At 53.4% G+C, this 23,365-nt stretch carries 21 protein-coding genes, 1 other RNA gene and 1 pseudogene; 18 read left to right on the forward strand and 5 right to left on the reverse strand.

The window, feature by feature from the left end; translation table 11 throughout:
* The first annotated feature begins 276 nt into the window (after positions 1–276).
* The 5 genes from rnpB to rimK all read left to right on the forward strand — a co-directional run bounded on the left by rnpB (position 277) and on the right by rimK (position 3,420).
* Positions 277–626: RNase P RNA component class A (gene rnpB / locus ACH5Y9_RS20280), an RNA gene on the forward strand.
* Positions 627–659: 33 nt separating this feature from the next.
* Entirely contained in the window at positions 660–1,286 is a 627-nt protein-coding gene (locus ACH5Y9_RS20285; RefSeq protein ID WP_033157485.1) for a methylthioribulose 1-phosphate dehydratase, read from the forward strand.
* A complete protein-coding gene (locus ACH5Y9_RS20290; protein ID WP_033157486.1) occupies positions 1,283–1,840 on the forward strand; it encodes a 1,2-dihydroxy-3-keto-5-methylthiopentene dioxygenase in 558 nt (185 codons plus the stop codon). Before ACH5Y9_RS20285 ends, ACH5Y9_RS20290 begins: the two co-directional genes overlap by 4 nt.
* Positions 1,837–2,511 carry an acireductone synthase gene (mtnC, locus tag ACH5Y9_RS20295; protein ID WP_445367365.1) on the forward strand — a complete coding sequence of 225 codons (675 nt, stop codon included), beginning with the start codon at positions 1,837–1,839 and terminating at the stop codon, positions 2,509–2,511. Before ACH5Y9_RS20290 ends, mtnC begins: the two co-directional genes overlap by 4 nt.
* Positions 2,512–2,529: 18 nt before the next feature.
* A complete protein-coding gene (gene rimK, locus ACH5Y9_RS20300; protein ID WP_445367366.1) occupies positions 2,530–3,420 on the forward strand; it encodes a 30S ribosomal protein S6--L-glutamate ligase in 891 nt (296 codons plus the stop codon).
* Positions 3,421–3,502: 82 nt separating this feature from the next.
* On the opposite strand, the gene ACH5Y9_RS20305 is transcribed toward rimK, so the two are convergent.
* From ACH5Y9_RS20305 to ACH5Y9_RS20315, 3 genes are read right to left on the reverse strand one after another with little or no spacing between them, the layout of a single operon-like run.
* Positions 3,503–3,913 (reverse strand): ExbD/TolR family protein, encoded by a 411-nt coding sequence (locus ACH5Y9_RS20305; protein ID WP_033157489.1) that lies wholly within the window; start codon positions 3,911–3,913, stop codon positions 3,503–3,505.
* A gap of 4 nt (positions 3,914–3,917) precedes the next feature.
* Complete coding sequence (locus ACH5Y9_RS20310; RefSeq protein ID WP_445367367.1) at positions 3,918–4,598, reverse strand: MotA/TolQ/ExbB proton channel family protein; 681 nt, start codon at positions 4,596–4,598, stop codon at positions 3,918–3,920.
* Between the two features lie 15 nt (positions 4,599–4,613).
* Positions 4,614–5,402: an energy transducer TonB gene (locus ACH5Y9_RS20315; protein WP_445367368.1), complete on the reverse strand. Its 789-nt coding sequence runs from the start codon at positions 5,400–5,402 to the stop codon at positions 4,614–4,616.
* Between the two features lie 225 nt (positions 5,403–5,627).
* Between ACH5Y9_RS20315 and ACH5Y9_RS20320 the strand changes: the two genes are divergently transcribed.
* A complete protein-coding gene (locus tag ACH5Y9_RS20320) occupies positions 5,628–7,514 on the forward strand; it encodes a potassium transporter Kup (protein WP_445367369.1) in 1,887 nt (628 codons plus the stop codon).
* A gap of 21 nt (positions 7,515–7,535) precedes the next feature.
* On the opposite strand, the gene ACH5Y9_RS20325 is transcribed toward ACH5Y9_RS20320, so the two are convergent.
* Positions 7,536–7,985, reverse strand: a complete 450-nt coding sequence (locus ACH5Y9_RS20325; RefSeq protein ID WP_445367370.1) for a hypothetical protein — start codon at positions 7,983–7,985, stop codon at positions 7,536–7,538.
* A 73-nt stretch (positions 7,986–8,058) separates the two neighbouring features.
* Positions 8,059–8,934: a fumarylacetoacetate hydrolase family protein gene (locus ACH5Y9_RS20330; protein WP_445367371.1), complete on the reverse strand. Its 876-nt coding sequence runs from the start codon at positions 8,932–8,934 to the stop codon at positions 8,059–8,061.
* Positions 8,935–9,273: 339 nt separating this feature from the next.
* Here ACH5Y9_RS20330 and mmoX point away from each other — a divergent pair, with 339 nt between their 5' ends.
* From mmoX to ACH5Y9_RS20390, 12 genes and pseudogenes are all read left to right on the forward strand, one after another.
* Complete coding sequence (gene mmoX / locus ACH5Y9_RS20335; RefSeq protein WP_033157495.1) at positions 9,274–10,857, forward strand: aromatic/alkene monooxygenase hydroxylase subunit alpha; 1,584 nt, start codon at positions 9,274–9,276, stop codon at positions 10,855–10,857.
* Between the two features lie 28 nt (positions 10,858–10,885).
* Positions 10,886–12,064 carry an aromatic/alkene monooxygenase hydroxylase subunit beta gene (gene mmoY, locus ACH5Y9_RS20340; protein ID WP_033157496.1) on the forward strand — a complete coding sequence of 393 codons (1,179 nt, stop codon included), beginning with the start codon at positions 10,886–10,888 and terminating at the stop codon, positions 12,062–12,064.
* A 9-nt stretch (positions 12,065–12,073) separates the two neighbouring features.
* Positions 12,074–12,499, forward strand: a complete 426-nt coding sequence (gene mmoB, locus ACH5Y9_RS20345; RefSeq protein ID WP_033157497.1) for a methane monooxygenase regulator MmoB — start codon at positions 12,074–12,076, stop codon at positions 12,497–12,499.
* Between the two features lie 9 nt (positions 12,500–12,508).
* Positions 12,509–13,006, forward strand: coding sequence for an aromatic/alkene monooxygenase hydroxylase subunit gamma (gene mmoZ / locus ACH5Y9_RS20350; protein ID WP_033157498.1), 498 nt, complete (start codon positions 12,509–12,511; stop codon positions 13,004–13,006).
* Between the two features lie 156 nt (positions 13,007–13,162).
* Positions 13,163–13,423, forward strand: coding sequence for a soluble methane monooxygenase-binding protein MmoD (gene mmoD, locus ACH5Y9_RS20355; protein ID WP_051670140.1), 261 nt, complete (start codon positions 13,163–13,165; stop codon positions 13,421–13,423).
* Position 13,424: 1 nt separating this feature from the next.
* On the forward strand, positions 13,425–14,462 hold the full coding sequence (gene mmoC, locus ACH5Y9_RS20360; protein ID WP_171696933.1) for an aromatic/alkene monooxygenase hydroxylase FAD-binding subunit MmoC: 1,038 nt from the start codon (positions 13,425–13,427) through the stop codon (positions 14,460–14,462).
* Complete coding sequence (locus ACH5Y9_RS20365) at positions 14,431–14,871, forward strand: hypothetical protein (protein ID WP_445367372.1); 441 nt, start codon at positions 14,431–14,433, stop codon at positions 14,869–14,871. The genes mmoC and ACH5Y9_RS20365 overlap by 32 nt, the downstream gene beginning before the upstream one ends.
* Before the next feature lie 20 nt (positions 14,872–14,891).
* Positions 14,892–16,574, forward strand: a complete 1,683-nt coding sequence (gene groEL / locus ACH5Y9_RS20370) for a chaperonin GroEL (protein ID WP_445367373.1) — start codon at positions 14,892–14,894, stop codon at positions 16,572–16,574.
* 212 nt (positions 16,575–16,786) lie between these two features.
* On the forward strand, positions 16,787–18,574 hold the full coding sequence (locus ACH5Y9_RS20375) for a sigma-54-dependent Fis family transcriptional regulator (RefSeq protein ID WP_445367374.1): 1,788 nt from the start codon (positions 16,787–16,789) through the stop codon (positions 18,572–18,574).
* Positions 18,575–19,327: 753 nt separating this feature from the next.
* Positions 19,328–19,549, forward strand: coding sequence for a hypothetical protein (locus ACH5Y9_RS20380; protein WP_445369930.1), 222 nt, complete (start codon positions 19,328–19,330; stop codon positions 19,547–19,549).
* Between the two features lie 11 nt (positions 19,550–19,560).
* Positions 19,561–19,656 (forward strand): annotated as a pseudogene (locus ACH5Y9_RS20385) (DUF6531 domain-containing protein); the annotation flags it as partial.
* A 69-nt stretch (positions 19,657–19,725) separates the two neighbouring features.
* The gene (locus ACH5Y9_RS20390) at positions 19,726–23,364 is read left to right on the forward strand and encodes an RHS repeat-associated core domain-containing protein (protein ID WP_445369911.1); all 3,639 of its coding nucleotides are present in this window, start codon (positions 19,726–19,728) and stop codon (positions 23,362–23,364) included.
* The last annotated feature ends 1 nt before the right edge of the window (position 23,365 follow it).

The raw sequence follows: 23,365 nt of genomic DNA on the forward strand, positions 1-23,365 counted from the left end.
AGGGGCTTCCCTGCCCCTCCGCCGACGCGCCGCATCCCTGCGGCGCCCCTTCGGGCTGTTCTCGATAAAAGATCCGGTACTCGGCGCGGCATACGGGAGAAAACCCCGTCCAGTGATTTGAAGCTTAATACGCATCGCGTACTTTTTCGCTTTCGCCGATACAGTGGCCTTCGACTTTTGCGACTACCGATCCATCACATCCCGTCTGATTCCTCTCTGAGTAGCTAAAGTGCGCAATTACTCCTATTTCCCGGCTTTGCCTGTATAATCCACAACAGAGTTGGCCGAACAGTCGCCGTTTTATGCAAATAAAAGGGAGGAAAGTCCGGGCTCCATAGGGCAGGGTGCCAGGTAATGCCTGGGAGGCGTGAGCCTACGGAAAGTGCCGCAGAAAATATACCGCCTGGTTTTTCGGAACCCGGTAAGGGTGAAATGGTGCGGTAAGAGCGCACCGCGCAACTGGTAACAGGTGTGGCAGGGTAAACCCCACCCGGAGCAAGATCAAATAGAGGAGCATTGGCGTGGCCCGCGCTGCTCCTGGGTAGATTGCTTGAGCGTCAGAGTGATCTGACGCCTAGATGAATGGCTGTTCAAGACAGAACCCGGCTTACAGGCCAACTCTTTCTCTTCTTTTTCTTTTGCAATCCGCAAAATACTCCATGACAGCAAAAACCGACGAATTTTTCCGCAAGGCAGATCAGTTGATTGCCGCCGGCCGCTTCATCGACGGCAAGGGCTGGGTGCCCGCCACCAGCGGTAATTTCTCCGCTAAACTCAGCGACGGCAATATCGCGATTACCGTATCCGGCCGCCATAAAGGCCGCTTGCAAACCGATGACATCATGTTGATCGACAGCAAAGGTCATTCCCTGGACGGCAAGAAACCTTCGGCGGAAACGCTATTGCACACCTCGCTGTACCAACGTTTTCCGGAGGTTCAGGCGGTGCTGCATCCGCATTCGATCAACGCCACGTTAACGGCGCGCTTGTTCAAGCATGAGATCGTGCTGAAAGATTACGAACTGCTCAAGGCGTTTGCCGGCATTAATACCCATGAGACCCGCATTTCCATCCCGATTTTTGCTAACGATCAGGACATTCCCCGGTTGGCCGACAAGGTGGACAATTACCTGGACCATCACACGCACGACGTTTACGGCTATATTATTGCCGGCCACGGTTTTTATACTTGGGGCGCATCGGTAGATGATGCCTTGCGCCACCTGGAAGCCCTGGAATTTTTATTCGACGTTGAAATTCGCCTACATGGAGTAACACGATTATGAGCGCATTAACCCTTTACCCTGCCGATAAACCGCACCAAGGCCATACCTTTCTCGACTTTGCAGCCATCGCCGAGCAGCTGCAAGGCATAGGCGTACAGTTCGAGCGCTGGCAGGCCGATTGCGAATTTTCGCAGACGGATGATGCCGATGCGGTACTAAAGGCCTATCAAAGCTCGATAGACAAACTCAAACAGCAATACGGTTTTCAGTCGGTGGACGTCATCAGCCTGAACGCCGACCATCCCAATAAAGATGCGTTACGGCAGAAGTTTTTGGCCGAGCATACCCACAGCGATTTTGAAGTGCGTTTCTTCGTGGAAGGCAAAGGGCTGTTTTATCTGCATGTCGGCGATCAAGTTTATGCCATGCTGTGCGAACAAGGCGATTTGATCAGTGTGCCCGCCAATACCACGCACTGGTTCGATATGGGGGAAAATCCGGCGTTTAAATGCATCCGTTTGTTCACCACCGAAGACGGCTGGGTAGCGGAGTTTACCGGCAATCCGATTGCAGAAAGTTTTCCGACGCTGGACCAATACGTCGCCGGCTTATGATCAAGGCTATTGTTACCGACATTGAGGGAACCACGTCGTCATTGTCGTTCGTCAAAGATGTGTTGTTTCCTTATGCCCGCGCCCGCTTGCCGGATTTTGTGAGACGCCATCGAGAGCAAGCCGAGATCAAGCTATTATTGGCCGATGCCAAGCAGTTAGCCGGCGGTGAGTTGGATGACGACGCACTGATTGCACAGCTCATCCACTGGATAGATACCGATCAAAAGATTACGCCGTTAAAATCTTTACAGGGCTTGATCTGGCAGGAAGGCTATCGCAACGGCGATTTCACCGGCCATGTCTATGAAGACGCTGTGCGCAACTTGAGAAACTGGTTTGGCCTGGGCTACAAGCTTTATGTCTATTCCTCCGGCTCGGTGCAGGCGCAAAAGCTGTTGTTCGGGTACAGTGACTTCGGCGATCTTACCCCTTTATTTTCCGGTTATTTCGATACACACATCGGTGGCAAGAAAGAGGCAACATCGTATGAGCGAATTGCCGCCGAGCTTGGCTTGCCGGCTGAACAAATCCTGTTCTTGTCGGATATAAAAGACGAATTGGACGCCGCCCGCCAGGCCGGCTTCGCCACTTGCTGGCTGGTGCGCGACCAGGTTCCCGACACCAGCGCCGAACATGTGCAAGTCAGCGATTTTGATGGCATTCATCTGTAAACCTGGCACTGTTTACCTATGAAAATAGCAATCCTGTCGCGTGACGCGACGCTGTATTCCAGCGTCCGGCTGCTGGAGGCCGCCGCCGCTCGCGGCCATGAGGCCAGGGTGCTGGACCCGACCCACTGTTACATGAACATCACCTCCATGAAGCCGTCCATTCATTACATGGGTGAAAATCTGTCGGGTTACGATGCGGTTATTCCCCGCATCGGCGCGTCGATCACTTTTTACGGCACCGCGGTTTTGCGGCAGTTCGAGGTGATGAATACTTTCGTCCTCAACAATTCCGCATCCATAAGCCGCTCCCGCGACAAGTTGGCGTCCAGCCAGTTGCTGGCCCGCAAGGGCATCGATCTGCCGATTACCGCGTTTGCCCACAATCCGGACAATATCGAAGATCTAATCGCCGAAGTCGGCGGCGCACCGCTGGTGATCAAATTGGTGGAAGGCTCGCAAGGTATAGGCGTCGTACTCGCTGAAACTCACAATGCCGCGCATAGCGTGATTCAGGCGTTCATGGGCCTTAATGCCAACATCATGGTGCAGGAGTTCATACAGGAAGCGGCAGGTAGCGACATCCGCTGCTTCGTGATCGGCGACAAGGTGGTGGCGGCGATGAAACGCCAAGGCCGCGAAGGCGAGTTTCGCTCGAATCTGCATCGTGGCGGCACGGCCACGCTGGTCAGGCTGACCCCGCAGGAACGCTCGGCGGCAGTACGTGCCGCTAAAATCATGGGTCTCAATGTTTGCGGCGTCGATTTGCTGCGTTCCAAACGCGGACCGCTGGTGATGGAAGTCAATTCCTCGCCTGGTTTGGAAGGCATAGAAAAGACCAGCGACAAGGATATTGCCGGCTTGATGATCGAGTATATTGAAAAGAATGCCGGGAAAAATAAATCCGGGTAATCGGTAACCCGGATTTAGTCAACAGAATCGTTAAGCGTTGGAGGGGGATCGCGAGTTGGGCGAGAAACCCAACCGATAGGGGTTATTTTTCCAATGTCACGAATGCCAACTTGGAAATCCCGGCATGCTGTACTGTCGCCATCACTTCCGCCACTTTGCCGTAATTAACGCCTTGATCGGCATAAATGTGAATGATTAGCTCGGGGTTGCCGGCCAATTCGTTCCTCAGCGTGGTATCCAACGCCGCTAAATCGGCCACGGCGTTTTTATTCAGGGTTACGGCACCTTGCGCGTCGATACCCAGTTGCATAGGCTGCTTTTCCAAATCCGGGGTCGTTGAGGCCGTTTTCGGCAAAGCCACGTTGACCGATTGGGTCAACAACGGTGCGGTGACCAACAAGATAATCACCAACACCAACATCACATCTACCAGCGGCGTAACATTAATCTCGCTAACCGGCCCATCGTCGTCTGAGTTTGTTTTGAATCCCATGTAATTAATCCTTGTTTTTACTGGTACTGATGTTTGAGTCGCCGAAGGCGATATGCAGAAAACCCTCGACGAAATTTTCCAGCGAAGCCCGGTGGTGCTTGGCGCGACGCTGGAAGAAATTATAGGCCAACACTGCTGGTACGGCTACGGCGATACCGATAGCCGTAGCAATTAATGCATCGCCGATAGGCCCGGCCACTACGTCCAAACTGGCCGAACCGCTGGCGCTGATGTCGTGCATGGCGTGCATGATGCCAAGCACGGTGCCGAACAGGCCGACGAACGGCGCGGTGCTACCGATACTGGCCAGCATGGTCAAGCCGCTTTCCATTCGGCGTTGTTCGTCCTGAGTCTGTTTACGCAGGGTTTGTTCCAGCAAGTCTTGTGGAGAGCCACGAAACTTCAGGCTGGTGCAGGTTTCCGGATGCGTCATTTCCGCCAACCAGGCAAAGCCGCAGGCTGCAACCCTGGCTTTGGGGCCGCGTGCGGTTTCGGCGGGCAGTTGCTCGGCGGCTTTTAAATCAGTAGTGTCCCAAAAAGCGCTGTCGTATTGTTTGTTGTAATAATTATTCTTGGCAAACTGCCAGATTTTGAAAAAAATCAACGTCCACGTTATCAACGAAAACACTAGCAATGTGTAAAGGGTAGCGTCGATAACCGCTTCCGGGGCTATATGGTAGGGCATTAATCTCTCCGATTTTTATTCACGCAAAGTAAAAATTATTGGCACAATCACCGAACTGGCCACCGGCGTCTCGCCGCGTTTGGCCGGAATGAATTTCCATTTTTTCACGGCTTCCACCGCCGATTCGTCTAGCATCTCGTGGCCGCTGCTGTGCTCGACAGCCACCGAATCGCTTAAACCCTCCGGCGAAACTTGCACCCGTAACATCACCTTGCCCTGCCATCCGCGGCTTTTCGCAATCATCGGATATTCCGGCTTGGGGTTGTGGGCGTAGTTTGCCCGAAAATTGGCTTCGGTAAACTGCTCGGCGTTGGTCGCGGTCGTGTTGGTCGTCGTAGTCGTTACCGGCGCACTGCTCGCTGTATTGCTTACCGGTGTCGGCGGCGGCTCGGAAACCGGCTCAACCGGCGCATATTCAGGCGCCTTTTGCACGATGGGCGGCGCTTTTTTGGGAACCGGCTTGGGCTGCGGCTTTTTCGGCGGCGGCTCTTTTTTGGGCGGCGGGGCAGGAGGAGGCGGGGCGGCGGCGGGCTTAGGTGCGGACATCGCAATCATCGATACTTCCATCATCAAAGGTTGCGCCGGCGTGACTTTTTCCTCGGGTTTCAGCAATTGCTGCAAACCCCAAACATGCAGCAACGCGACTAATAGCGTTAACAGCCTCAGCATGCTGGCGGGCCGTTCCTCTCCCAATAGCGTCCGCCAAAATGAGCCGGAACCGCTTGCCACTGCCGGCAGATAACCGCCGAACGACGCTAACTCTTTATTTTGCAAAGCATCCTCGTGGTTTTTAAATAAATACATATAAACTGTTGAATACAAAATTAAGCGCGATTCGAATTTAGCCGGGCATTGTAAATTAATACGTCTTAGCGCGACAGCCATCCTTACAGGAAACAACACTATCTAACCATTCCTTACTAAGACGTTTCAGCCGTCAAAATCCCCACTGGCTGATGACGGTTTCGGGCTAAATTACAATCTGTGGCATAATTTCCACTCCCGTCTTGTATTTCCGATTGATTCCATATGTCCGTAAAACAATCCGATCATCCCCAGGGTCAAGTCAACACACTGGCTTTAAGCGCGATAGGCGTGGTGTTTGGGGACATCGGCACCAGTCCTTTGTATGCGGTAAAAGAGGTTTTTCACGGCGGCTTGCCGACCGATGCCGCCCATGTGCTCGGGGTGCTGTCCTTGATTTTTTGGGCTATCACCTTGGTGGTCACCACCAAATACGCCATTTTTATCATGCGCGCCGACAATAAGGGCGAAGGCGGCATCATGGCCTTGATGGCGCTGGCCTTGCAGGGGTCCAAAGATAATCCGGAACGCAAAGCGTTCATCGTCACCATCGGCCTGCTTGGTGCATCGTTGTTTTATGGCGACAGCATGATTACCCCGGCGATTTCGGTACTCAGCGCCGTGGAAGGTTTGCAAATCGTGGCGCCGCGCCTGGAACATTACGTTTTGCCGATCACCATCATCGTGCTCAGCGTGCTGTTTTTTATCCAGACCAAAGGCACCGGCAAAGTCGGCAGAATGTTTGCGCCCATCATGTGCTTCTGGTTTGCCACGCTGGGTCTGTTGGGCGGCATCAGTATTGTCCAACATCCGGATGTATTGATGGCGGTCAACCCCTATTACGCGGTCAGTTTGTTAATTGAATTGGGCTGGAAAGGCTTTTTAATCATGGGCGCGGTGGTGTTGGCGATAACCGGCGCCGAAGCCTTATATGCCGATATGGGACATTTCGGCTTAAAACCAATTCGGCGCGCCTGGTTCTATTTCGTGTTTCCGGCCTTGCTGCTTAATTACTTTGGCCAAGGCGCATTGTTGATCGGCAATCCCAAGGCCGTTGAAAATCCGTTTTATCTAATGGCACCGCATTGGGCCCTGTATCCGCTGCTGATCCTGGCGACACTGTCCACCGTGATTGCCTCGCAAGCCGTCATTTCCGGGGCGTTTTCTGTAACCCGGCAAGCCATACAACTCGGTTACTGTCCCAGGATGAATGTTCGCCACACCTCCGGCGACGAAATGGGCCAAGTCTATTTGCCTGCCGTGAATTGGCTGCTAATGGTCTCGGTGTTTATTTTAGTTTTGAGTTTCAGATCGTCGTCCGCATTGGCATCGGCATACGGCATTGCCGTAACCGGCACGATGATTGTCGATACCATCCTGGCCTTTATCGTCATCCAGGCCCTATGGCAATGGAACAAAGCCACCAGCATTGCTTTTCTGTCGACCTTTTTGATTATCGACCTGCTGTTTCTATCTTCCAACAGCCTGAAAATCCCGCACGGCGGCTGGTTGCCGCTGGTGGTGGGTACGGTGTTTTTCTTGATTATGACCACCTGGATCAAAGGCAAGGAATTATTAGCCCGGTACCTGGACGAAAAACGGGTATTGTTCGAGGACTTGGACGAACGTTTGAAAGACCGGCCCCTGGTTACGGTACCCGGCACGGCAATCTATATGGCCCGCAGCGTACACGGTGTGCCGCAGGTCTTGCTGCACAACCTGGAGCACAACCATGTGATGCACGAAAAACTCATCGTGCTGACCATCGTGACCCGCGAGGAACCTTACGTGGATGAAGCCCATAGGGTAAAAATCCGCATGTTCGGCGATAGCGGTGGCTTTTACCGGGTGAAATTGTATTTCGGATTTCAGGAGGAACAGGACGTGCGCCGCGCCCTGCAACTTTGCTGCCACGAAGGCTTGGATATCGATCAAAAATCCGTCTCGTTTTTTATCGGTAGCGAGAAACTGTCGTTCCGCCGCAAAAGCCCGATGCCGAAATGGCGGCGCTCCTTGTTCAGTTTCTTAACGCATAATTCCAGTAGCGCGATAGAGTATTTCAAAATCCCCGTCGAACGTGTGATCGAGCTGGGAATCCGCATCGAATTGTAGAAATCCACTGCCTAGGCGCGCTTAGTCTCCGCGTCTGCCGAAACGCCCGCCCCAGCCGCCGCGCTGATGGTCGCCGTCACTGTCCCTGCGCCCGAAACCGCGTTCCTGCCGCTCCGGCATCGATTGTTGTTGGAGGGATCTTTGTTCGGCATGCCGTTCACGATCAAAGTCCCGACGCCCAAAGTCTCGTCCTTGCCAGCCGCCAACACGATGATCGAAATGCGGCGCAGGTTGATGCCAGTCATGATGATCGTCGTGATGATGCTCCGAGCGATAACTGGGCTGCACATAGTAACGGCCATACGTGATGCTGGTGCTCGGGTTGGCATAGCCGCGACCATAATTTTGCGAATAGCTGGGCGATGAATAGCCGCCACCGTAACCCACATAGCCACGCTGATAATAGCCGGTCGCGCAACCCGACAGGGTTAATGCGGCGATGGTGAGAATGGCGACTTGTATGGTTTTCATGACTGCCTCTTGGCTGGTTGGCCCTCTAATCTAAAGTTGGGCTTAGCATATCCGAGTCAGACTTAATCGATGCTTAACCTGAGGCGCCGACCAAAAAATGTTCCGGCTCGGCAATCACCGGATTGCTTAGCGTGCCGATGCCTTCAATCTCGATACGCACGGTTTGCCCCGGCTTTAAATAGCCGCGCGGCTTCATTTTTACCCCCACCCCGGCCGGTGTACCGGTACTGATCACATCGCCCGGCTCCAACGTCATCACTTGCGTCAGATAAGCAATCAATTCGTAACAATTAAAAATCATATCGCCGGTATTACCGTTTTGCCGCAACTCGTCGCCCACCCAGGTTTTTAAACTGAGATTATGCGGATCGACGATTTCGTCGGCCGTCACCAGCCATGGCCCCAGTGGACCATGAGTATCGAAGGATTTGCCCAAGGTCCAGGTTGGCGTGCGTTGCTGCCAATCACGCACCGTCACATCGTTGCAAATGGTGTAGCCGGCGATGACTTCATGCGCCTGTTCGACCGATACGTGTTTGCAGCGCTTGCCAATCACAAACGCCAACTCGCCCTCGTAATCAACCTTGTCCGACACCGGCGGCAGATGAATCGCATCGCCATCGGCGATGACGCAGGTACTTTGCTTGGTAAAAAAGGTTGGATATTCCGGTTTTTCCAAACCCGTTTCACCGATGTGATCGGCGTAATTCAAACCAACGCCCAACAGCTTGCCGGGACGCGGAATCGGCGCCAACAACTGCACGTCGCTGAGAGCGATGCGTTCGCCGTCGGCAGCAATCTGCTTTTGCAGCGCTAGTTTCGCCGACTCTCCAGCCGCCAGAAAATCGAGCATATTGCCGGGCAAATCCGCGCCGGCCGGGACAATTTGCGCGCCAACCAGTGCGCCAATATGTACTTGACCATTGTATTTATAGCTCAGTAGTTTCATACCGAATCAACTCTTCATCCAAACAAAATCCGCATTGTATCGCAGTGCCGGTATCGCCCAGCAAAACCCGCGAACTGGACGTCTTATTTCTAAGCACTGTCCAGTTATTGGACGCTCATTCTTTAAAAAGCGCCGGCTCAAAGCCATAGACAACGCCATCTAAGGCATTGTTAATAAAAGACTTAATCAAATAAAGCAATACTGGCACACGTGTTGCAATCTGACCACCGAGGCTGGCGTCAGTCCAGGCCAATCAGCGCTTTAAGGCAACGGAAAGTCACCGCTTAGCTTAATGACGACAGCCTCACCATTCTTATAACACCACAACGAGGATTCAATATGGCTATAAGTACCGCCACAAAAGCCGCAACCGATGCGTTGGCCGCCAATCCGGCGCCCGTCAGTGTGGGTGCACAGGAAGTTCACCGCTGGATGCAGAGCTTTACCTGGGATTTTGATAAAAATCGCACCAAGTATTCGACCAAATACAAAATGGCCAACGATACCAAGGAGCAATTCAAGCTGATCGCTAAAGAATATGCTCGCATGGAATCGGTGAAGGACGAGCGTCAATTCGGCAGCTTGCAAGACGTGTTGACGCGGGTGGATGCGGCGAACCGCGTGCATCCGAAATGGAACGAGTCGATGAAGATCATCTCCAACTTCCTGGAAGTGGGCGAATACAACGCCATTGCCGCTACCGGCATGCTGTGGGATTCCGCGACCGCGCCCGAGCAAAAAAACGGTTACTTGGGCCAAGTGCTCGACGAAATTCGCCACACCAACCAATGCGCTTACATCAACTATTACTTTGCCAAGCAAGGCCAAGACGCCGCCGGTCATAACGATGCCCGTCGCACCCGAGCCATTGGCCCGCTGTGGAAAGGCATGAAACGGGTATTCTCCGATGGCTTTATTTCCGGCGATGCGGTGGAATGCTCCATCAACCTGCAGTTGGTCGGCGAAGCCTGCTTTACCAATCCATTGATCGTGGCCGTAACCGAATGGGCGTCCGCCAACGGCGACGAGATGACGCCGACCGTGTTCTTGTCCATCGAAACCGACGAGTTGCGTCACATGGCTAACGGTTATCAAACCGTGGTATCCATCGCCAACGACGAAGCGGCTTCGAAATATCTGAATACCGATTTGAACAACGCCTTCTGGACCCAACAAAAATACTTCACACCGGTATTGGGCATGATGTTCGAGTACGGCAGCCATTTCAAGGTCGAGCCTTGGGTGAAAACCTGGAACCGCTGGGTGTACGAAGATTGGGGCGGTATCTGGATCGGCCGTTTGGGCAAATACGGCGTCGAGTCGCCACGCAGCTTGCGCGATGCCAAAAAAGACGCTTACTGGGCGCATCACGACTTGTTCCTGATTGCTTATGCCTTGTGGCCCACCGGTTTCTTCCGTTTGAGCCTGCCAACCCAGGAAGAAGCGGAATGGTACGAAGCCAATTACCCCGGCTGGTACGACATGTACGGCAAAGTCTACGACGAATGGCGCGCGCGCGGTTGCGAAGATCCCAGCAGCGGCTTCCTGCCCATCCAATGGTTCATCGAAAACAACCATCCGATCTATATCGACCGGGTTTCGCAAGTGCCGTTCTGCCCTAGTTACTGCAAAGGCGAAAGCACGCTGCGGGTACTGGAATACAACGGCAAAAAACATTCCTTCAGCGACCAATGGGGCGAAAGAATGTGGCTGTCCGAGCCCGAGCGTTATGAGTGCCAAAACATCTTCGAACAATACGAAGGCCGCGAATTGTCGGAAGTGATTGCCGAAGGCTTTGGCGTGCGTAGCGACGGTAAAACCCTGATCAGCCAGCCACACACCAAAAAGGACGGCAAGCTGTGGACACTGGACGACATCAAACGGATTAATTGCGTGTTTTCCGATCCGTTGAAAGCCCTGTAATCGTTTCAATTCTTTAAGGAAATAGCTTATGTCTATAGAAGTAAATGGCGGCAGACGCGGCCTGACCGACCCGGAAATCGCCGCAGTGATCATGGCCGCAGTGCCGGACAAGCCTCTGGAAACCCAGCGCAAAATGAATTACTTCATGAAGCCGCGCGGTAAGCGGATCAATGAATATGAAGTGTTGTGTTGCTATAGCCAGCCGACACCAGACTGGATTCCCGGCGGCTTGGACTGGGGCGATTGGACCCAAAAATTCCATGGCGGTCGTCCGTCCTGGAGTAACGAATCCACCGAAATGCGCAGCTCGGATTGGCTGGCGCACCGCGACCCGGCTTTCCGTTGGCATGCGCTGTATGTCAAGGATAAAGCCGAAGAGTGGCGTTATACCGACCGCTTTCTGAAAGCCTATTCCGCCGACGGCCACGTGCGTTCGATCGATCCGGTCTGGCGCGATGAAGTATTGGGCGACTATCTCGGCGCCTTCGGTTTTTACGAGTATGGCTTGTTCAATGCGCATTCCTCGGTGGTGCGCGATTGCCTGGGCGACACCTTACGGATGAGCAGTGCCATGATCGGTTTGGACAAGGTAGACAACGCGCAAATGATTCAAGCGGAACGTACCTTTTTGTCTAAATTGGTGCCGGGTTTCCCCGAGTCGACCGACATTCCCAAACAGGAATGGACTAAGGGGGCGATTTTCAAAGGCGCCAGGGAACTGGTCCAGGATATTTGGCAAGCTACTTATGACTGGAACGAAATCTTGTTCTCCGGCCATATGATTTGCGACCCCATCTTCGGGCAATTTGTACGCAGAGAGTTCTTTATGCGTTTGTCGTCTTATTACGGCGATAACTTGACCCCGTTCTTTATCAATCAAATGCAGTTGTATTTCTCGCAAACCAAAGGCATCACCACCGACATGTTCCATACCTGTCTGGGGGCCGACGTGGAATTCGGCGATTACAACAACCGGTTGATGCGGGCTTGGGCCAATAAGTGGCTGCCCAGAACCGTCGATGCGCTGAAAGATTTCATGGCTATTTACGCCACGATTCCGGAAATCAAAGGCGTCAGCGACAAAGCCGCCATCGAAGCGGCGCTGGTTAGGGTATTTGCCGATTGGAAACGCGATTTCGCCGATCCTATCAACTTTAAAGTCGATACCAATGCCCTCGTCAAAACCGTGTTAAGCGGACTCAAATAAGGAAAACTCATGTCGAAAAGTTCAAATGCTTACAACGCAGGCATTATGCAAAAAACCGGCAAAGCCTTTGCCGATGAATACTTTGCCGAAGATAACCAGGTCGTGCACGAAAGCCACGAAGTGGTGCTGGTTCTGAAAAAATCCGATGAACTCAACACCGTGGTGGAAGAAATTCTGCAAGGTTCGCACAAGGCGGACAACCCCACGCTGGTGGTGGAAGACCGCGCCGGTTTCTGGTGGCTGAAAGCGACCGGCAAAATCGAGATCGACTGCGTCGAAGTTTCGGAATTACTGGGCAAGCACTACAGTGTTTACGACCTGTTGGTGGATGTGTCGTCCACCATCGGCCGTGCTTATACCCTGGGCGAGACCTTCACCATCACTTCCGAGTTGATGGGTCTTGACGTGAAACTGAAAGACTTGGCTGCGGCGTAGGAGAACACCATGGCAAATATTCATGACAACCCCACCCGTAATGCCTGGATGGCCAAAATTGCCACGCTGGATACCCTGGCAAAGGCGCACGCCTTCATTACCGACTTCCGCGCCAAGCACATGAGTCCGTTCAAAACCGATTGGTCGCTGGAATTGGATGGCCTGTGGATTGAGTTGAAAATCGAAGAAAAGCTGGCGCTGTTGAAGCACAAGGAATTCAACGACACTCAACTGCTCAACAACTGCACCTGCGGCGCCAATGCCCAGCAAGTGGCAAATGAAGTAATTGCCAAAATGGAGGCATGCACGGACATGTACGAAGCAGAGCGCATTCACATCAACTTCAGACTGGCCTGCAAACCGCCTGTGATGCCGGTCAATGTGTTTCTGGACACCGACCGCCAGTTGGGGACCAAGTTGATGGAACTGCGCAACACCGACTACTACGCCTTGCCGTTAGAGGCATTGCGTCAGAAACGCGGCGTGAAAGTGGTCACCTTGCAGTAATCGTTCGGCAGGATGCGCCGCACTTGCGCGTGGCGCATCCTTTTATAGCCAACAAACCGATAGCGGACAAAACCTACTCGCCGCTTACATCGCCGTGAGCGAGAGGGCGTTTGTGTGCGCTTCGATCTCAACGAACCATTTCATAGAATCAGTATTATGGATTTTTTCTCAAATTTTAAGTCGGCGGTTGCGCCCGCTTTTCCCAGTGAAGCCGACAAACTCACCACGCTATACGACACCGCGCCTTACGCTGCTTTCTGCGAAGATCTCGAGTTCATGTGGCGCTGGACCATCTACCGCGACCAAAAATTGGTGCAGGAAGGTTGCTCGCTAACCCTGGACGCATCGCGGCGTGCGGTTGAGCACGTATTGGCTTTTTTCAGCGTGTCGGCCAAAAACCAATGCCTGGGAGAATGACATGAGCGCCCATCAAATTAAAATCATTACGCAAGACGGGGAATCCGTTTGCTTTGATTGTTACGAAGACGAGGATGTCATCACGGCAGCGGTGCGGCAGGATATATATTTGATGTCTTCTTGCCGGGAAGGCGGTTGCGCGACTTGCAAAGGATTTTGCGCGGAAGGCGATTACGTTTTGGGCAAATGCAGTTCGCAGGCTTTGCCCTACGAAGAAGAAGAGGCCGGCGAAGTGTTGTTATGCCGTTGCTACCCCGTGAGCGATTTGGAAGTCGAAGTACCTTATACCTACGACCGGATTTCATTCTCACCGGAAGGTTTGACGTTTGTAGCGGAAGTCATTGAGCTAACGCCAATTTCCATCAACGTGGTGAAACTGCTGCTGCGGCGCACGGGCGACGATCAAACCATCAAGTTCGACTCCGGGCAGTTTTTTGATTTGGAAATTCCCGGCACCACCATCACCCGTTCATACTCCCCCGCCAACACGTCCAATAAAACCGGCGATCTGGAGTTTTTGATTCGCATCGTCGATGGCGGCAAATTTTCAGAATATTTAAAAAACGACGCCAAGTTGGGTCAGAAATTAAACGTCAAAGGCCCGTCCGGCGTTTTCGGTTTGAAGGAAAACGGTTTTACCCCGCGCTATTTTGTGGCCGGCGGCACCGGACTGGCGCCGATATTATCGATGGTGCGGCGGATGCACGAATGGGAAGAACCGCAAAAGTGCATCATCTATTTTGGGGTAAACACCGAAGCCGAAATTTTCCATCTGGATGAACTGAATCAACTGGCCGCACAAATGCCGACGCTGGAGCTGAGAAACTGCGTCTGGAAATGTTCGGACGACTGGCATTGCGAAAAAGGCAGTGTGGTCGACATCCTGCGCCGCGATTTGCAGGATACCGGCGCCAAGCCGGATTTATATCTGTGCGGGCCGCCGGGCATGGTCGACGCCACCTTTGCGGTGTGCGCCGAAATGGGCATCCCTAAGGAACGTATCTACCTTGAAAAATTCCTGCCTAGCGGTTCGCCTTAACGCCACGGGCAAACAGGGTGCTGCGCTGCCGTTTCCCTGCGCAGCCACCCTGTTTGCCGATCCAAATCAGCCTTTTTTTCCTATCGAAAAATCGCGCAACCACGCTGAGGCGACTATGAAAGCCGACGATGTAGAGTTTCTGGTTGGTATGGCGGTGCAACTAGACGAAACGATCAGAAAACTGGTGATAGATGAGCAGGAGATTTTTGAAAAATTGGGCGATGCCAGAGTTCAGGAATTAAAGACATTCTGGAATCAGGAATTCACGGATGAAGAAGAGCAGGACTTTAAACGCAGCCTGGATTACTGGGACAAAATCCTGATTCGTACTTGGGCCAATGCGCAACGTGCTCGTCAAACCCGCGCCCAGGTAGGGCAAACCTTGATGAAATTAAATTCGCACCTCTAACCAATGGGGACACCCTAGAAATGAGTAAACACGTTATTTACAACCCGGAAGCTCGCCAACGTCTGCTGCAAGGCATCAATGCGGTAGCACGCGCGGCGAGCGTTACGCTGGGTAGCGCCGGCCCTGCCGTGATGATTCAACACCGAACCGACGGCGTCATGCCCGTCTTTACCCGAGATGGCGTTACTGTTGCCAATGCCATCATCATGGAAGACCGGATTGCCGATTTGGGTGCCCGCATGTTGCGGGACGTCGCCGGCGCGGTGTCTCGCGAAGTGGGCGACGGTACCACCACGGCGATTGTGCTGGCGCAAAGCCTGGCGGAGGAAGCGCTGAAAAGCGTCGCGGCCGGTTTTCATCCCCTGCAATTGCAAAAAGGCATGGAGTTGGCGCTGATCTTGGTGGAGCAGCATTTACAAAAATCGGCTGTCACCGACAGCGCGGCAGACTGGGTCGAAAAGATTACGCGGGTCGCCAGTAAAGGCGAAGCCGGTGTCGGCAAGCTCCTGAAACAGGCCCTGGCCGAGCTTGGCGAAACCGGCACCTTGACCTTTCAATTGGGTAATGGCCGCGAAGACCAACTGGAGATTGTGGAAGGTATCCATTACGAGCAGGGCTTTTTGTCGCCCTATTTCATCACCGATAAAACCCGCGCCGAAGCGGTTTTGGAGCAGCCCTACATTCTGTTGTACGACCGGGAAATCAGCGACTTCATGGATCTGGTACCCCTGCTGGAAGACGTCGCGGCGGAAGGCCGCGCGCTTTTGGTCATCGCCGAAGCGGTCGCCGAGAAAGCGTTAACGGGCTTGTTGCTGAATCATGTGCGCGGCATTTTCAAAGTGGTGGCGGTCAAGCCGCCAGGCTTCGGTGACAAACGCATCAACAGGCTGAGCGATTTGGCCCTGTTGACCGGCGGCGCCGCTATTTTGCAGGAGCGGGCCATGCGGCTGGAAGACGTCACGCTGGCGCAACTGGGTCAGGCGCAGCGCGCGGTCATCTCGGAAGGTAATACGACGATCATCGGCGCGGCGGGTACGCGCGAACCCGTGAACGCACGCATAGAGGCCTTAAGGCGCGAGTTGGCACTGGTTCGCGCCCGTAAACCCGGCGAAGGTTCCGCCACCGGCAATTTACACGAAGCCGAAGAGCTGGAAGAGCGCATCGCTATCCTATCCGGGAAGACCGGCAGCTTCCAGGTCGGCGGTATCTCCGACGTGGAAATCAAAGAGCGGCTGGTGCGCATCGAAAATGCCTATTTGTCCGCCAAGGCTGCGCTGCAAGAAGGCGTGTTACCCGGCGGCGGTATCGGTTTGTGGCGTTGCACCACGGTGCTGGACGAAGTGATTGCCGAAAATGCCGAGCAGCAACAAGGCATCGCCATCGTCAAGCAGGCACTGGGCGCGCCGCTCCGGCAATTGTTGAACAATGGCGGCCTGAACAACGAAGACGTGCTGATGCGCTTAGCTACCCAGGCTGACCCGGCATTTGCCGTGGATATGCAGTATTTAAACTACGGGCATTTTCTGGATATTGGGATTATCGATCCGGTCAAAGTGTTGCGCACCGCCTTGCGCAATGCAGTGAGCGTGGTGGCTACTTTGATCAGCAGCGAGACGGTGATCATGAACGTGCCGGACTTGTCCATCATGGCCGGTTATTCGCCGGAATGGGCTGCCGCCACCCGCGAAGATCCCCGTATGTAATTGTAATTTCTACCTCAACCTCCTCTCTCCGAAAGTTAGAGCTATCCATTATTCTGCAATGGAGTAAGGCAATGTGACGTTATGTCGCATTGCCTCTTTTTTTGATTTTGTTATTTTGGACAACATCGCCGTAAAAAGCAGCTAAACCTCTGTTTTTTATATTTTTGTTTTGTGCCGATACTAAATTGGCGCACCAAAATACAAGAGGAAAAATGGATATTGCCTTGCACTTGCCCCACAACGTTAAAATCATCAAAGAAGCCTGCGAGTTCAAAACCTCCCTAGCGTTTGAAGTTGACCGCCCGATACAGGCCTGGCGCTGGATGGCACAGAGCCGTTGCGTGCCCGATCACACGGACTGGGTACGCCCGGAAGTCTCGGAATCCTGGCGCCGCTGTCTGGAAGAATACCAATTGCCATTGGGCAATTACGCGCGCTGGGATCATTGGCGTTTCACCACCGATCCGGAGCCGCGCATCAACCGTGCCGCTCACGATATTGCCGAAATGCTGCGGCATTTGGGGCATCAGTTCGACGTGTTTTTGAAAGAAGCCGGCGTCATGCTGGTATTGACCGATGCCGACGGACACCTGTTGCAAGTCTTGGGCGAAAATCCGTTTGCCAGCCCTTTCATGCTGAGTTTGTACGAAAAGCACAGCCGCTGGAGCGAAGCGGTGTTGGGCAATAACGGCATCGGCACCGCCGCGCAACTGAAAAAACCGATTGCTTTTCAGGGCATGGAGCATTTTGTCAGCCTGTTACATCCCTTCACCACGGTCGGTTACCCCTTGTTGGATGAGGACGATAACGTCCAAGCTGTGATCGGCTTGATCAGCGATAGACAGGAAAGCATGAACTCCTTGTTCGCATTCTTGCATTTGTTGTGCGTACTCCTAAATACCAATCTGCCCTTAACCCGGAGTCCGGTTGCGCAAGCGCGGGTGTTGGAAAAAATCCCGTTCAAACCGGCCAAAAGGCCGCCCAGCCAATACGAATCGGCAATGTCCGAACAATTGACGGCCTTGGTAGATAAGGCCGTGAAGCTGCAACACCATAAGATTCCCATGCTGATTACCGGCGAATCCGGCGTGGGCAAGGATCATTTCGTCAATCTGCTGAAACAGGCCGGACCGCGGAAAAATCAGTCTTTGATTGCGATCAACTGTGCATCGATTCCGCATGACTTGATCGAAAGCGAGCTGTTCGGTTACGAAGCCGGCAGCTTTACCGGCGCGCGCAGTGCCGGCAAACCGGGGAAATTTCTGTTAGCGGACAAAGGCATTCTGTTTCTGGACGAAATCGGCGATATGAGCCTGGATTTGCAGTCCACGCTGTTACGTGTCCTGGAAACCTCGGAGTTCACGCCAGTCGGTGGTAGCAAACCGATCAAGGTGGATGTGCAAATCGTCGCGGCTACCAACGTACCCTTGTTGGAAGCCGTCGAAGCCGGCCGCTTCCGCCGCGATTTGTATTACCGTTTGAACGGCGCGCAAATTCATCTGCCGCCCTTGCGCGAGCGCGAGGACAAGCTGGGCATCATTCACCACATCTTGCAGCGCGAACTGGCCAATCTGCCCAATCCGCAGGCAATCAGTATTTGCCCCAGCGTCATTGCCTTGATTGAGCAACACCCGTGGCCGGGCAATATTCGCCAGTTGATCAACGTCATCAGAGCAACGCTATACACCGCCGGCGACACGCTGATTACCCGCGAGGATTTGCCGCTGGATTTTGTCGAAGAGCTGGGTAAAGTGCTGCCGGGGAACGACAATAACGCTTTGGACAACACGCTGACTTATCCAATATCGGCGGCTGCGGGCCGTACCATGACCCTGGAAGACTGGGAGTTGCACGGCATTAAAGCCAGTTTGCGGGAATGCGCGGGCAACATTTCCTTGGCTGCGAAAAACCTGGGGATAACTCGTACCACGCTGTACCGGAAAATCGAACGTTTTAGGCTGGATAAAATCGACTGGCGGGAGCATTCCAAAGTCGGCTAAGAATCACACTGATTCGGCAGGCGCGTAATTGCATCCATTTGCACACCCTCGGGCTGACGGGTGTGCAAGTGATGGTTTTAGGCCGTATTTTTGCCTTTCAGCTTCCGCATTGATTCCCCGTTGCTTGACCCGTTTTAGCCGTTAGTTAATTGGCTAATATGTTTTTTGGTTAGTTTTCAGAGCTGTTACCCATGATTTTTTCTCTGTTTGTTGGGCTGGCTGAAGCTCTGATAATAATAGACCTGGTGTAGATTCAGTCACAAAAATACCCGTTAGTGGCTAACCTAGCTCTTGAAACTAGTTTTTGCGGCCAAGCTGAGTGGACAGTAAATATTAGGGATTGGATGTTGTGCTTTCTAAAATGGCTCAGAGAACAGGACAGATACCAGGATTTAATCTGACAGCCCGCCGAACATTATTGGCAACACGCACTATTGCTGATCGCTTGACACAAAATCATTGGATAAATTATGAGCCACAAACAAAACAAAGTATTGCCCGTAACTTATGTCACTTGGTGGAGTCATAACACAAACCATCATATTTTGATGGTTGCAGCTTTGATTATGGCAATAATATTGCCAACAACTGGATTAGCAACTTACCCCGCTACCATTGTGAGCTGGTACGATTATGGCTACGCTCCCGGTAAGCTTTCTATGCCGCCCTCTGGAAATGGGCGTATAGCTGATTGGCACGCCACATGGCCGGGTCACCCAGACATGTATTTAAGCCCTGCTCAATGTTCTTATTATGGACAAGGACTTATTATTAACTGCTCAAGTACTGGATGTGGAGGGGGATTTACATGTAGAGCAGATCTTTCATGTCCTGATGGTTCTGCACCAAATTACGCTAATGGGACGTGCGCCGGGGTCAATTACCAAAAGAGTGCGGGTGAAAATAGTGGTTGCGCTAGTAAAGTTGGAAATCCATGTGATTCCGCAACAGGAAATAAATATCAAAAAGACGTAGACTTTTCTAATGAAAGTATTGGTTTATCTTTCAGACGTCACTATAACAGTGTTCAGCAATTACGGAATACTAATAGCATAGGCTACGGTTGGAGCCATCAACTTGCCCCCAGTCTGGAAATTCTAACCGGCAAGATTTTTATCCACCAAGCCGATGGCCGTGCCGAATGGTTCACATTGAGCAACGGACTCTGGCAAGGCGATGCCGACAGCCGATTGCGGCTGACCCAAGATAGCACCGGCTACAGCTTGACCGATCAACTGGGCGTGGTGGAACGTTACGACACCGCCGGTCGCATCATGTCCCGCACCGAAGCCAACGGTCGCACCACCACATACAGCTATGACGGCAGCCAACGCTTGGCTACGGTCACCGGTCCCTTCGGCCACAGCCTGCAACTGGCTTACGACAGCGCCAACCGAATCGGCAGCGTCACCTACCCGGACGGCCTGAGTAGCCAATATCAATACGATAGCGCCGGCAATCTCAGCAAAGTGATCTATCAGGATGGCAGCTTCAAACTTTACCATTACGAAAACACCTCCCTCCCGCATGCCCTGACCGGCATCACCGACGAGAACGGCGACCGTTATGCGACTTGGGCTTACGACAGCCAAGGCCGCGCCAATTTATCCAAACATGCCGGCGACGTTGAACAAGTAGCGCTGAGCTATAACAACGACAATAGCACCGATGTCGTCGATAGCTTCAATGCCAGCCGGCATTACACGTTTCAGACTATCTTAAACGTTCAGAAACTAACCGCTATTAGCCAGCCCGCCGGAGCCGGTAGTGTTGCGGCAACCCACACCCAAAGTTACGACGCCAACGGCAACCTTGCCAGCCGCACCGACTTCAACGGCAACCTCAACTGTTATGCCTACGATCTAACCCGCAACCTGGAAACCGTCCGGGTGGAAGGCCTGGCGCCCAGTTCGAGTTGCCCGGCCAACCTCAGTGCTTACACGCCGGCGCCGAACAGCATCGAACGCAAACGCAGTACCCAGTGGCACGCCAACTACCGCCTGCCCACCCAAATCGACGAGGCCGGCCGGCGCACCGCCTTCAATTACGACGCGGGCGGCAACCTGCTGAGTAGAACCTCCACCGATACTGTGACCGGGCAAAACCGCAGGTGGAGCTATACCTACAACAACCTCGGCCAAGTGCTGAGCGCCGACGGCCCCCGTACCGATGTTAACGACATCACCGCCTATAGCTATTACTCGGATACCACGGCCACTCACCATCCCGGCGACCTGTGGAAAATCACCAATGCCCTGGGCCACACCACCACCTTTACCGCCTACGACGCTAACGGCCACCTGCTCAGCCTGACCGATCCTAACGGCTTGGTGATTGGCTTTGCTTACGACGCCCGCGGCCGCCTGACCCAAAAAACCGTCGACGGCAACACCACCGTCTACACCTACGACAAAGCCGGCAACCTGACTCAAACTACCTCGGCAGCCGGTGTGACCCATACGTTTACCTACGACGCCGCTCACCGTCTGACCGACATCACCGACGCCCTGGGTGGCAAGATTCATTACACGCTGGATGCGATGGGGAACCGCACCAAAGAGGAAATTCTCGATAGCAGCGGCGCAGTGGTTAAAACCCGCAGTCGCGTCTACGACGCCTTGAACCGCCTGGCCCAAGACATCGGCGCCTACAACCAGACCACACGCTACGAATACGACGCCAACGGCAACCTGACCCAGGTCACGGACGCTAACGGCCATGCCACCCAGCACCAATACGACAGCCTGAACCGGCTGATCCGCAGCACCGATGCTCTCGCCGGCTTGACCGACTATCGCTACGACGGCCAAGACCGCCTCACCCAAGTCACCGATGCCAACAACCACGACACCGTCTACAGCTACAACGGCCTCGGCGACCTGATGCAACTGGACAGTCCCAATACCGGGATTACTCAATACGGCTACGACAGCGCCGGTAACCGGATCGGTAAAACGGATGCGGCCAATGTGTCGGTAACATATACCTACGATGCGCTGAATCGGATTAAAAGTGGCGATGGCGGCGCGCAGTTTTATTACGACGAAAACGGCAACCTGGGCAAGCTGTCGCGCGCCTTACGTTCGGGCTTCAACGGTAACCGGACTCTCAAGTACGACCGGGCAGGACGGTTGACTTCCATCACCGCCAAGGGTTTGCCGCATACCTACGATAACTTTATTTACTATGCCTACGACGCCGATGGCAAGGTAGAAAAAATATCGCATTCGGGATACCGTGAAGTTCTTTATGGCTTTGATGCGGCCGGCCAAGTCGACTCGGTATCGCTGCACGACTGGGATGATGGTACCGTTAGCTGGGTCTACGACATAACAACACCGCTAGCAACTCACATCACCCATCTGCCGTTCGGCCCGGTCAAATCGCTCACCTACGGCAATGGCAAACAGATCAGCCGTCGCTACGACTTAGACTACCGGGAAACCGGGCGCACCGTGCCGGGCGTCATGGCCGCCACCTATGGCTATGACTTGAACGGTAACCTCGACAGTGTGGCCGACGAATTAAGTCCCTCGGGGCGTCATCGAAATTTCGGTTACGACCCGCTGGACCGGCTGTCCAGCGCCACCGGCGTGAACACCCATGCCTTTAGCTATGACGATGTAGGCAACCGTCTGAGCAGCGAGCGGAATGGCGCACAGACCTCGTATACCTACGACCTCGGCAGCCAGAAACTGCTGGCGCTCACGGGCGCGCAGCAGGCCAGCTATCAGTACGACGCAAACGGCGACGCGAGCCAGAAAGGCAGCCGGCATTTTTACCAGGCCACCGACCATTTGGTGACGGCCATCAAGGATGAGGTGGGCGGAAGCCTAGTCTCGGTTCAGGCTAATAAGTACGACGCCTTCGGCTATCGCAGCATGAAACTGACAAACAGCGGTAACGTCGCGATTGATTATGACGTATTGAGCGGCAATCTGCTGGATGAAACCAAGTGGGGAGGCACATCCTTCTCGCACAGCTACGTTTACCTGGAAGGCGAGCCGCTGGCGCGGATCAACTATGACGTGGACTCGGATCCAAACCAGACACCCTGGCCTATCCATTATTACCACAACGACCGGTTGGGCACGCCCCAAAAAACCACGGACCGCACGGGCAACATCAGTTGGGCAGCAGATTTCGATCCGTTCGGCAAGGCCACGCCGACCACGGCCTTCATCACCCAGAACCTGCGTTTCCCCGGTCAATACTACGATGAAGAAACCGGCCTGCATTACAATATCGCCCGTTTCTACGATCCTAACCTCGGGCGCTACCTGCAATCCGATCCGATTGGGTTGGCGGGGGGCGTTAATACTTATACCTATGTCAACAATAACCCGCTAAGATGGATCGATCCATTTGGATTAGATAGCAGCGACCCTGAGCCTGGCCTGCAAGGTGTATATCCAGAAATGGCATTGCCTGTATTTCGTGCCTTACGTTTACCTGCAATGTTGGCAAAACAGAATCAACCTGCAGAACAATGTCCGAATTATTCGATTAAGGAAAATTTTGCCAAAAAGATTTTTGGTGATCGGGAAGGACATTTGCCAGATACACCCACCAATAGGCAATTATTGGAAAATGTTGCTAATGACAAAACGACAACATTAGGGCCCGATAGGTTCGGAAATCAGTGGTCTGCGAAAACACTTGAAGATGGTACACAAGTTTGGACGCAAACCAGGGATGGCAATATCATCAATGGTGGTTTAAATGAGTCGCCAATACAATATAACCCTGAAACTGGACTTTCTTCTCCTATAAGACCTAATTGGAAATAGA

Source organism: Methylomonas sp. BW4-1, from assembly GCF_052474385.1.

Bases quoted from the DNA above. Each gene is read 5' to 3' on its own strand.
- mmoX (WP_033157495.1), top strand. From the start codon at position 9,274: ATGGCTATAAGTACCGCCACAAAAGCCGCAACCGATGCGTTGGCCGCC.
- ACH5Y9_RS20325 (WP_445367370.1), bottom strand. From the start codon at position 7,985: ATGAAAACCATACAAGTCGCCATTCTCACCATCGCCGCATTAACCCTG.
- mmoY (WP_033157496.1), top strand. From the start codon at position 10,886: ATGTCTATAGAAGTAAATGGCGGCAGACGCGGCCTGACCGACCCGGAA.
- ACH5Y9_RS20380 (WP_445369930.1), top strand. From the start codon at position 19,328: ATGGACAAGGACTTATTATTAACTGCTCAAGTACTGGATGTGGAGGGG.
- mmoZ (WP_033157498.1), top strand. From the start codon at position 12,509: ATGGCAAATATTCATGACAACCCCACCCGTAATGCCTGGATGGCCAAA.
- ACH5Y9_RS20285 (WP_033157485.1), top strand. From the start codon at position 660: ATGACAGCAAAAACCGACGAATTTTTCCGCAAGGCAGATCAGTTGATT.
- ACH5Y9_RS20290 (WP_033157486.1), top strand. From the start codon at position 1,283: ATGAGCGCATTAACCCTTTACCCTGCCGATAAACCGCACCAAGGCCAT.
- ACH5Y9_RS20375 (WP_445367374.1), top strand. From the start codon at position 16,787: ATGGATATTGCCTTGCACTTGCCCCACAACGTTAAAATCATCAAAGAA.
- mmoD (WP_051670140.1), top strand. From the start codon at position 13,163: ATGGATTTTTTCTCAAATTTTAAGTCGGCGGTTGCGCCCGCTTTTCCC.
- ACH5Y9_RS20305 (WP_033157489.1), bottom strand. From the start codon at position 3,913: ATGGGATTCAAAACAAACTCAGACGACGATGGGCCGGTTAGCGAGATT.
- ACH5Y9_RS20315 (WP_445367368.1), bottom strand. From the start codon at position 5,402: ATGTATTTATTTAAAAACCACGAGGATGCTTTGCAAAATAAAGAGTTA.
- ACH5Y9_RS20310 (WP_445367367.1), bottom strand. From the start codon at position 4,598: ATGCCCTACCATATAGCCCCGGAAGCGGTTATCGACGCTACCCTTTAC.
- groEL (WP_445367373.1), top strand. From the start codon at position 14,892: ATGAGTAAACACGTTATTTACAACCCGGAAGCTCGCCAACGTCTGCTG.
- mmoC (WP_171696933.1), top strand. From the start codon at position 13,425: ATGAGCGCCCATCAAATTAAAATCATTACGCAAGACGGGGAATCCGTT.
- ACH5Y9_RS20320 (WP_445367369.1), top strand. From the start codon at position 5,628: ATGTCCGTAAAACAATCCGATCATCCCCAGGGTCAAGTCAACACACTG.
- mmoB (WP_033157497.1), top strand. From the start codon at position 12,074: ATGTCGAAAAGTTCAAATGCTTACAACGCAGGCATTATGCAAAAAACC.
- rimK (WP_445367366.1), top strand. From the start codon at position 2,530: ATGAAAATAGCAATCCTGTCGCGTGACGCGACGCTGTATTCCAGCGTC.
- mtnC (WP_445367365.1), top strand. From the start codon at position 1,837: ATGATCAAGGCTATTGTTACCGACATTGAGGGAACCACGTCGTCATTG.
- ACH5Y9_RS20330 (WP_445367371.1), bottom strand. From the start codon at position 8,934: ATGAAACTACTGAGCTATAAATACAATGGTCAAGTACATATTGGCGCA.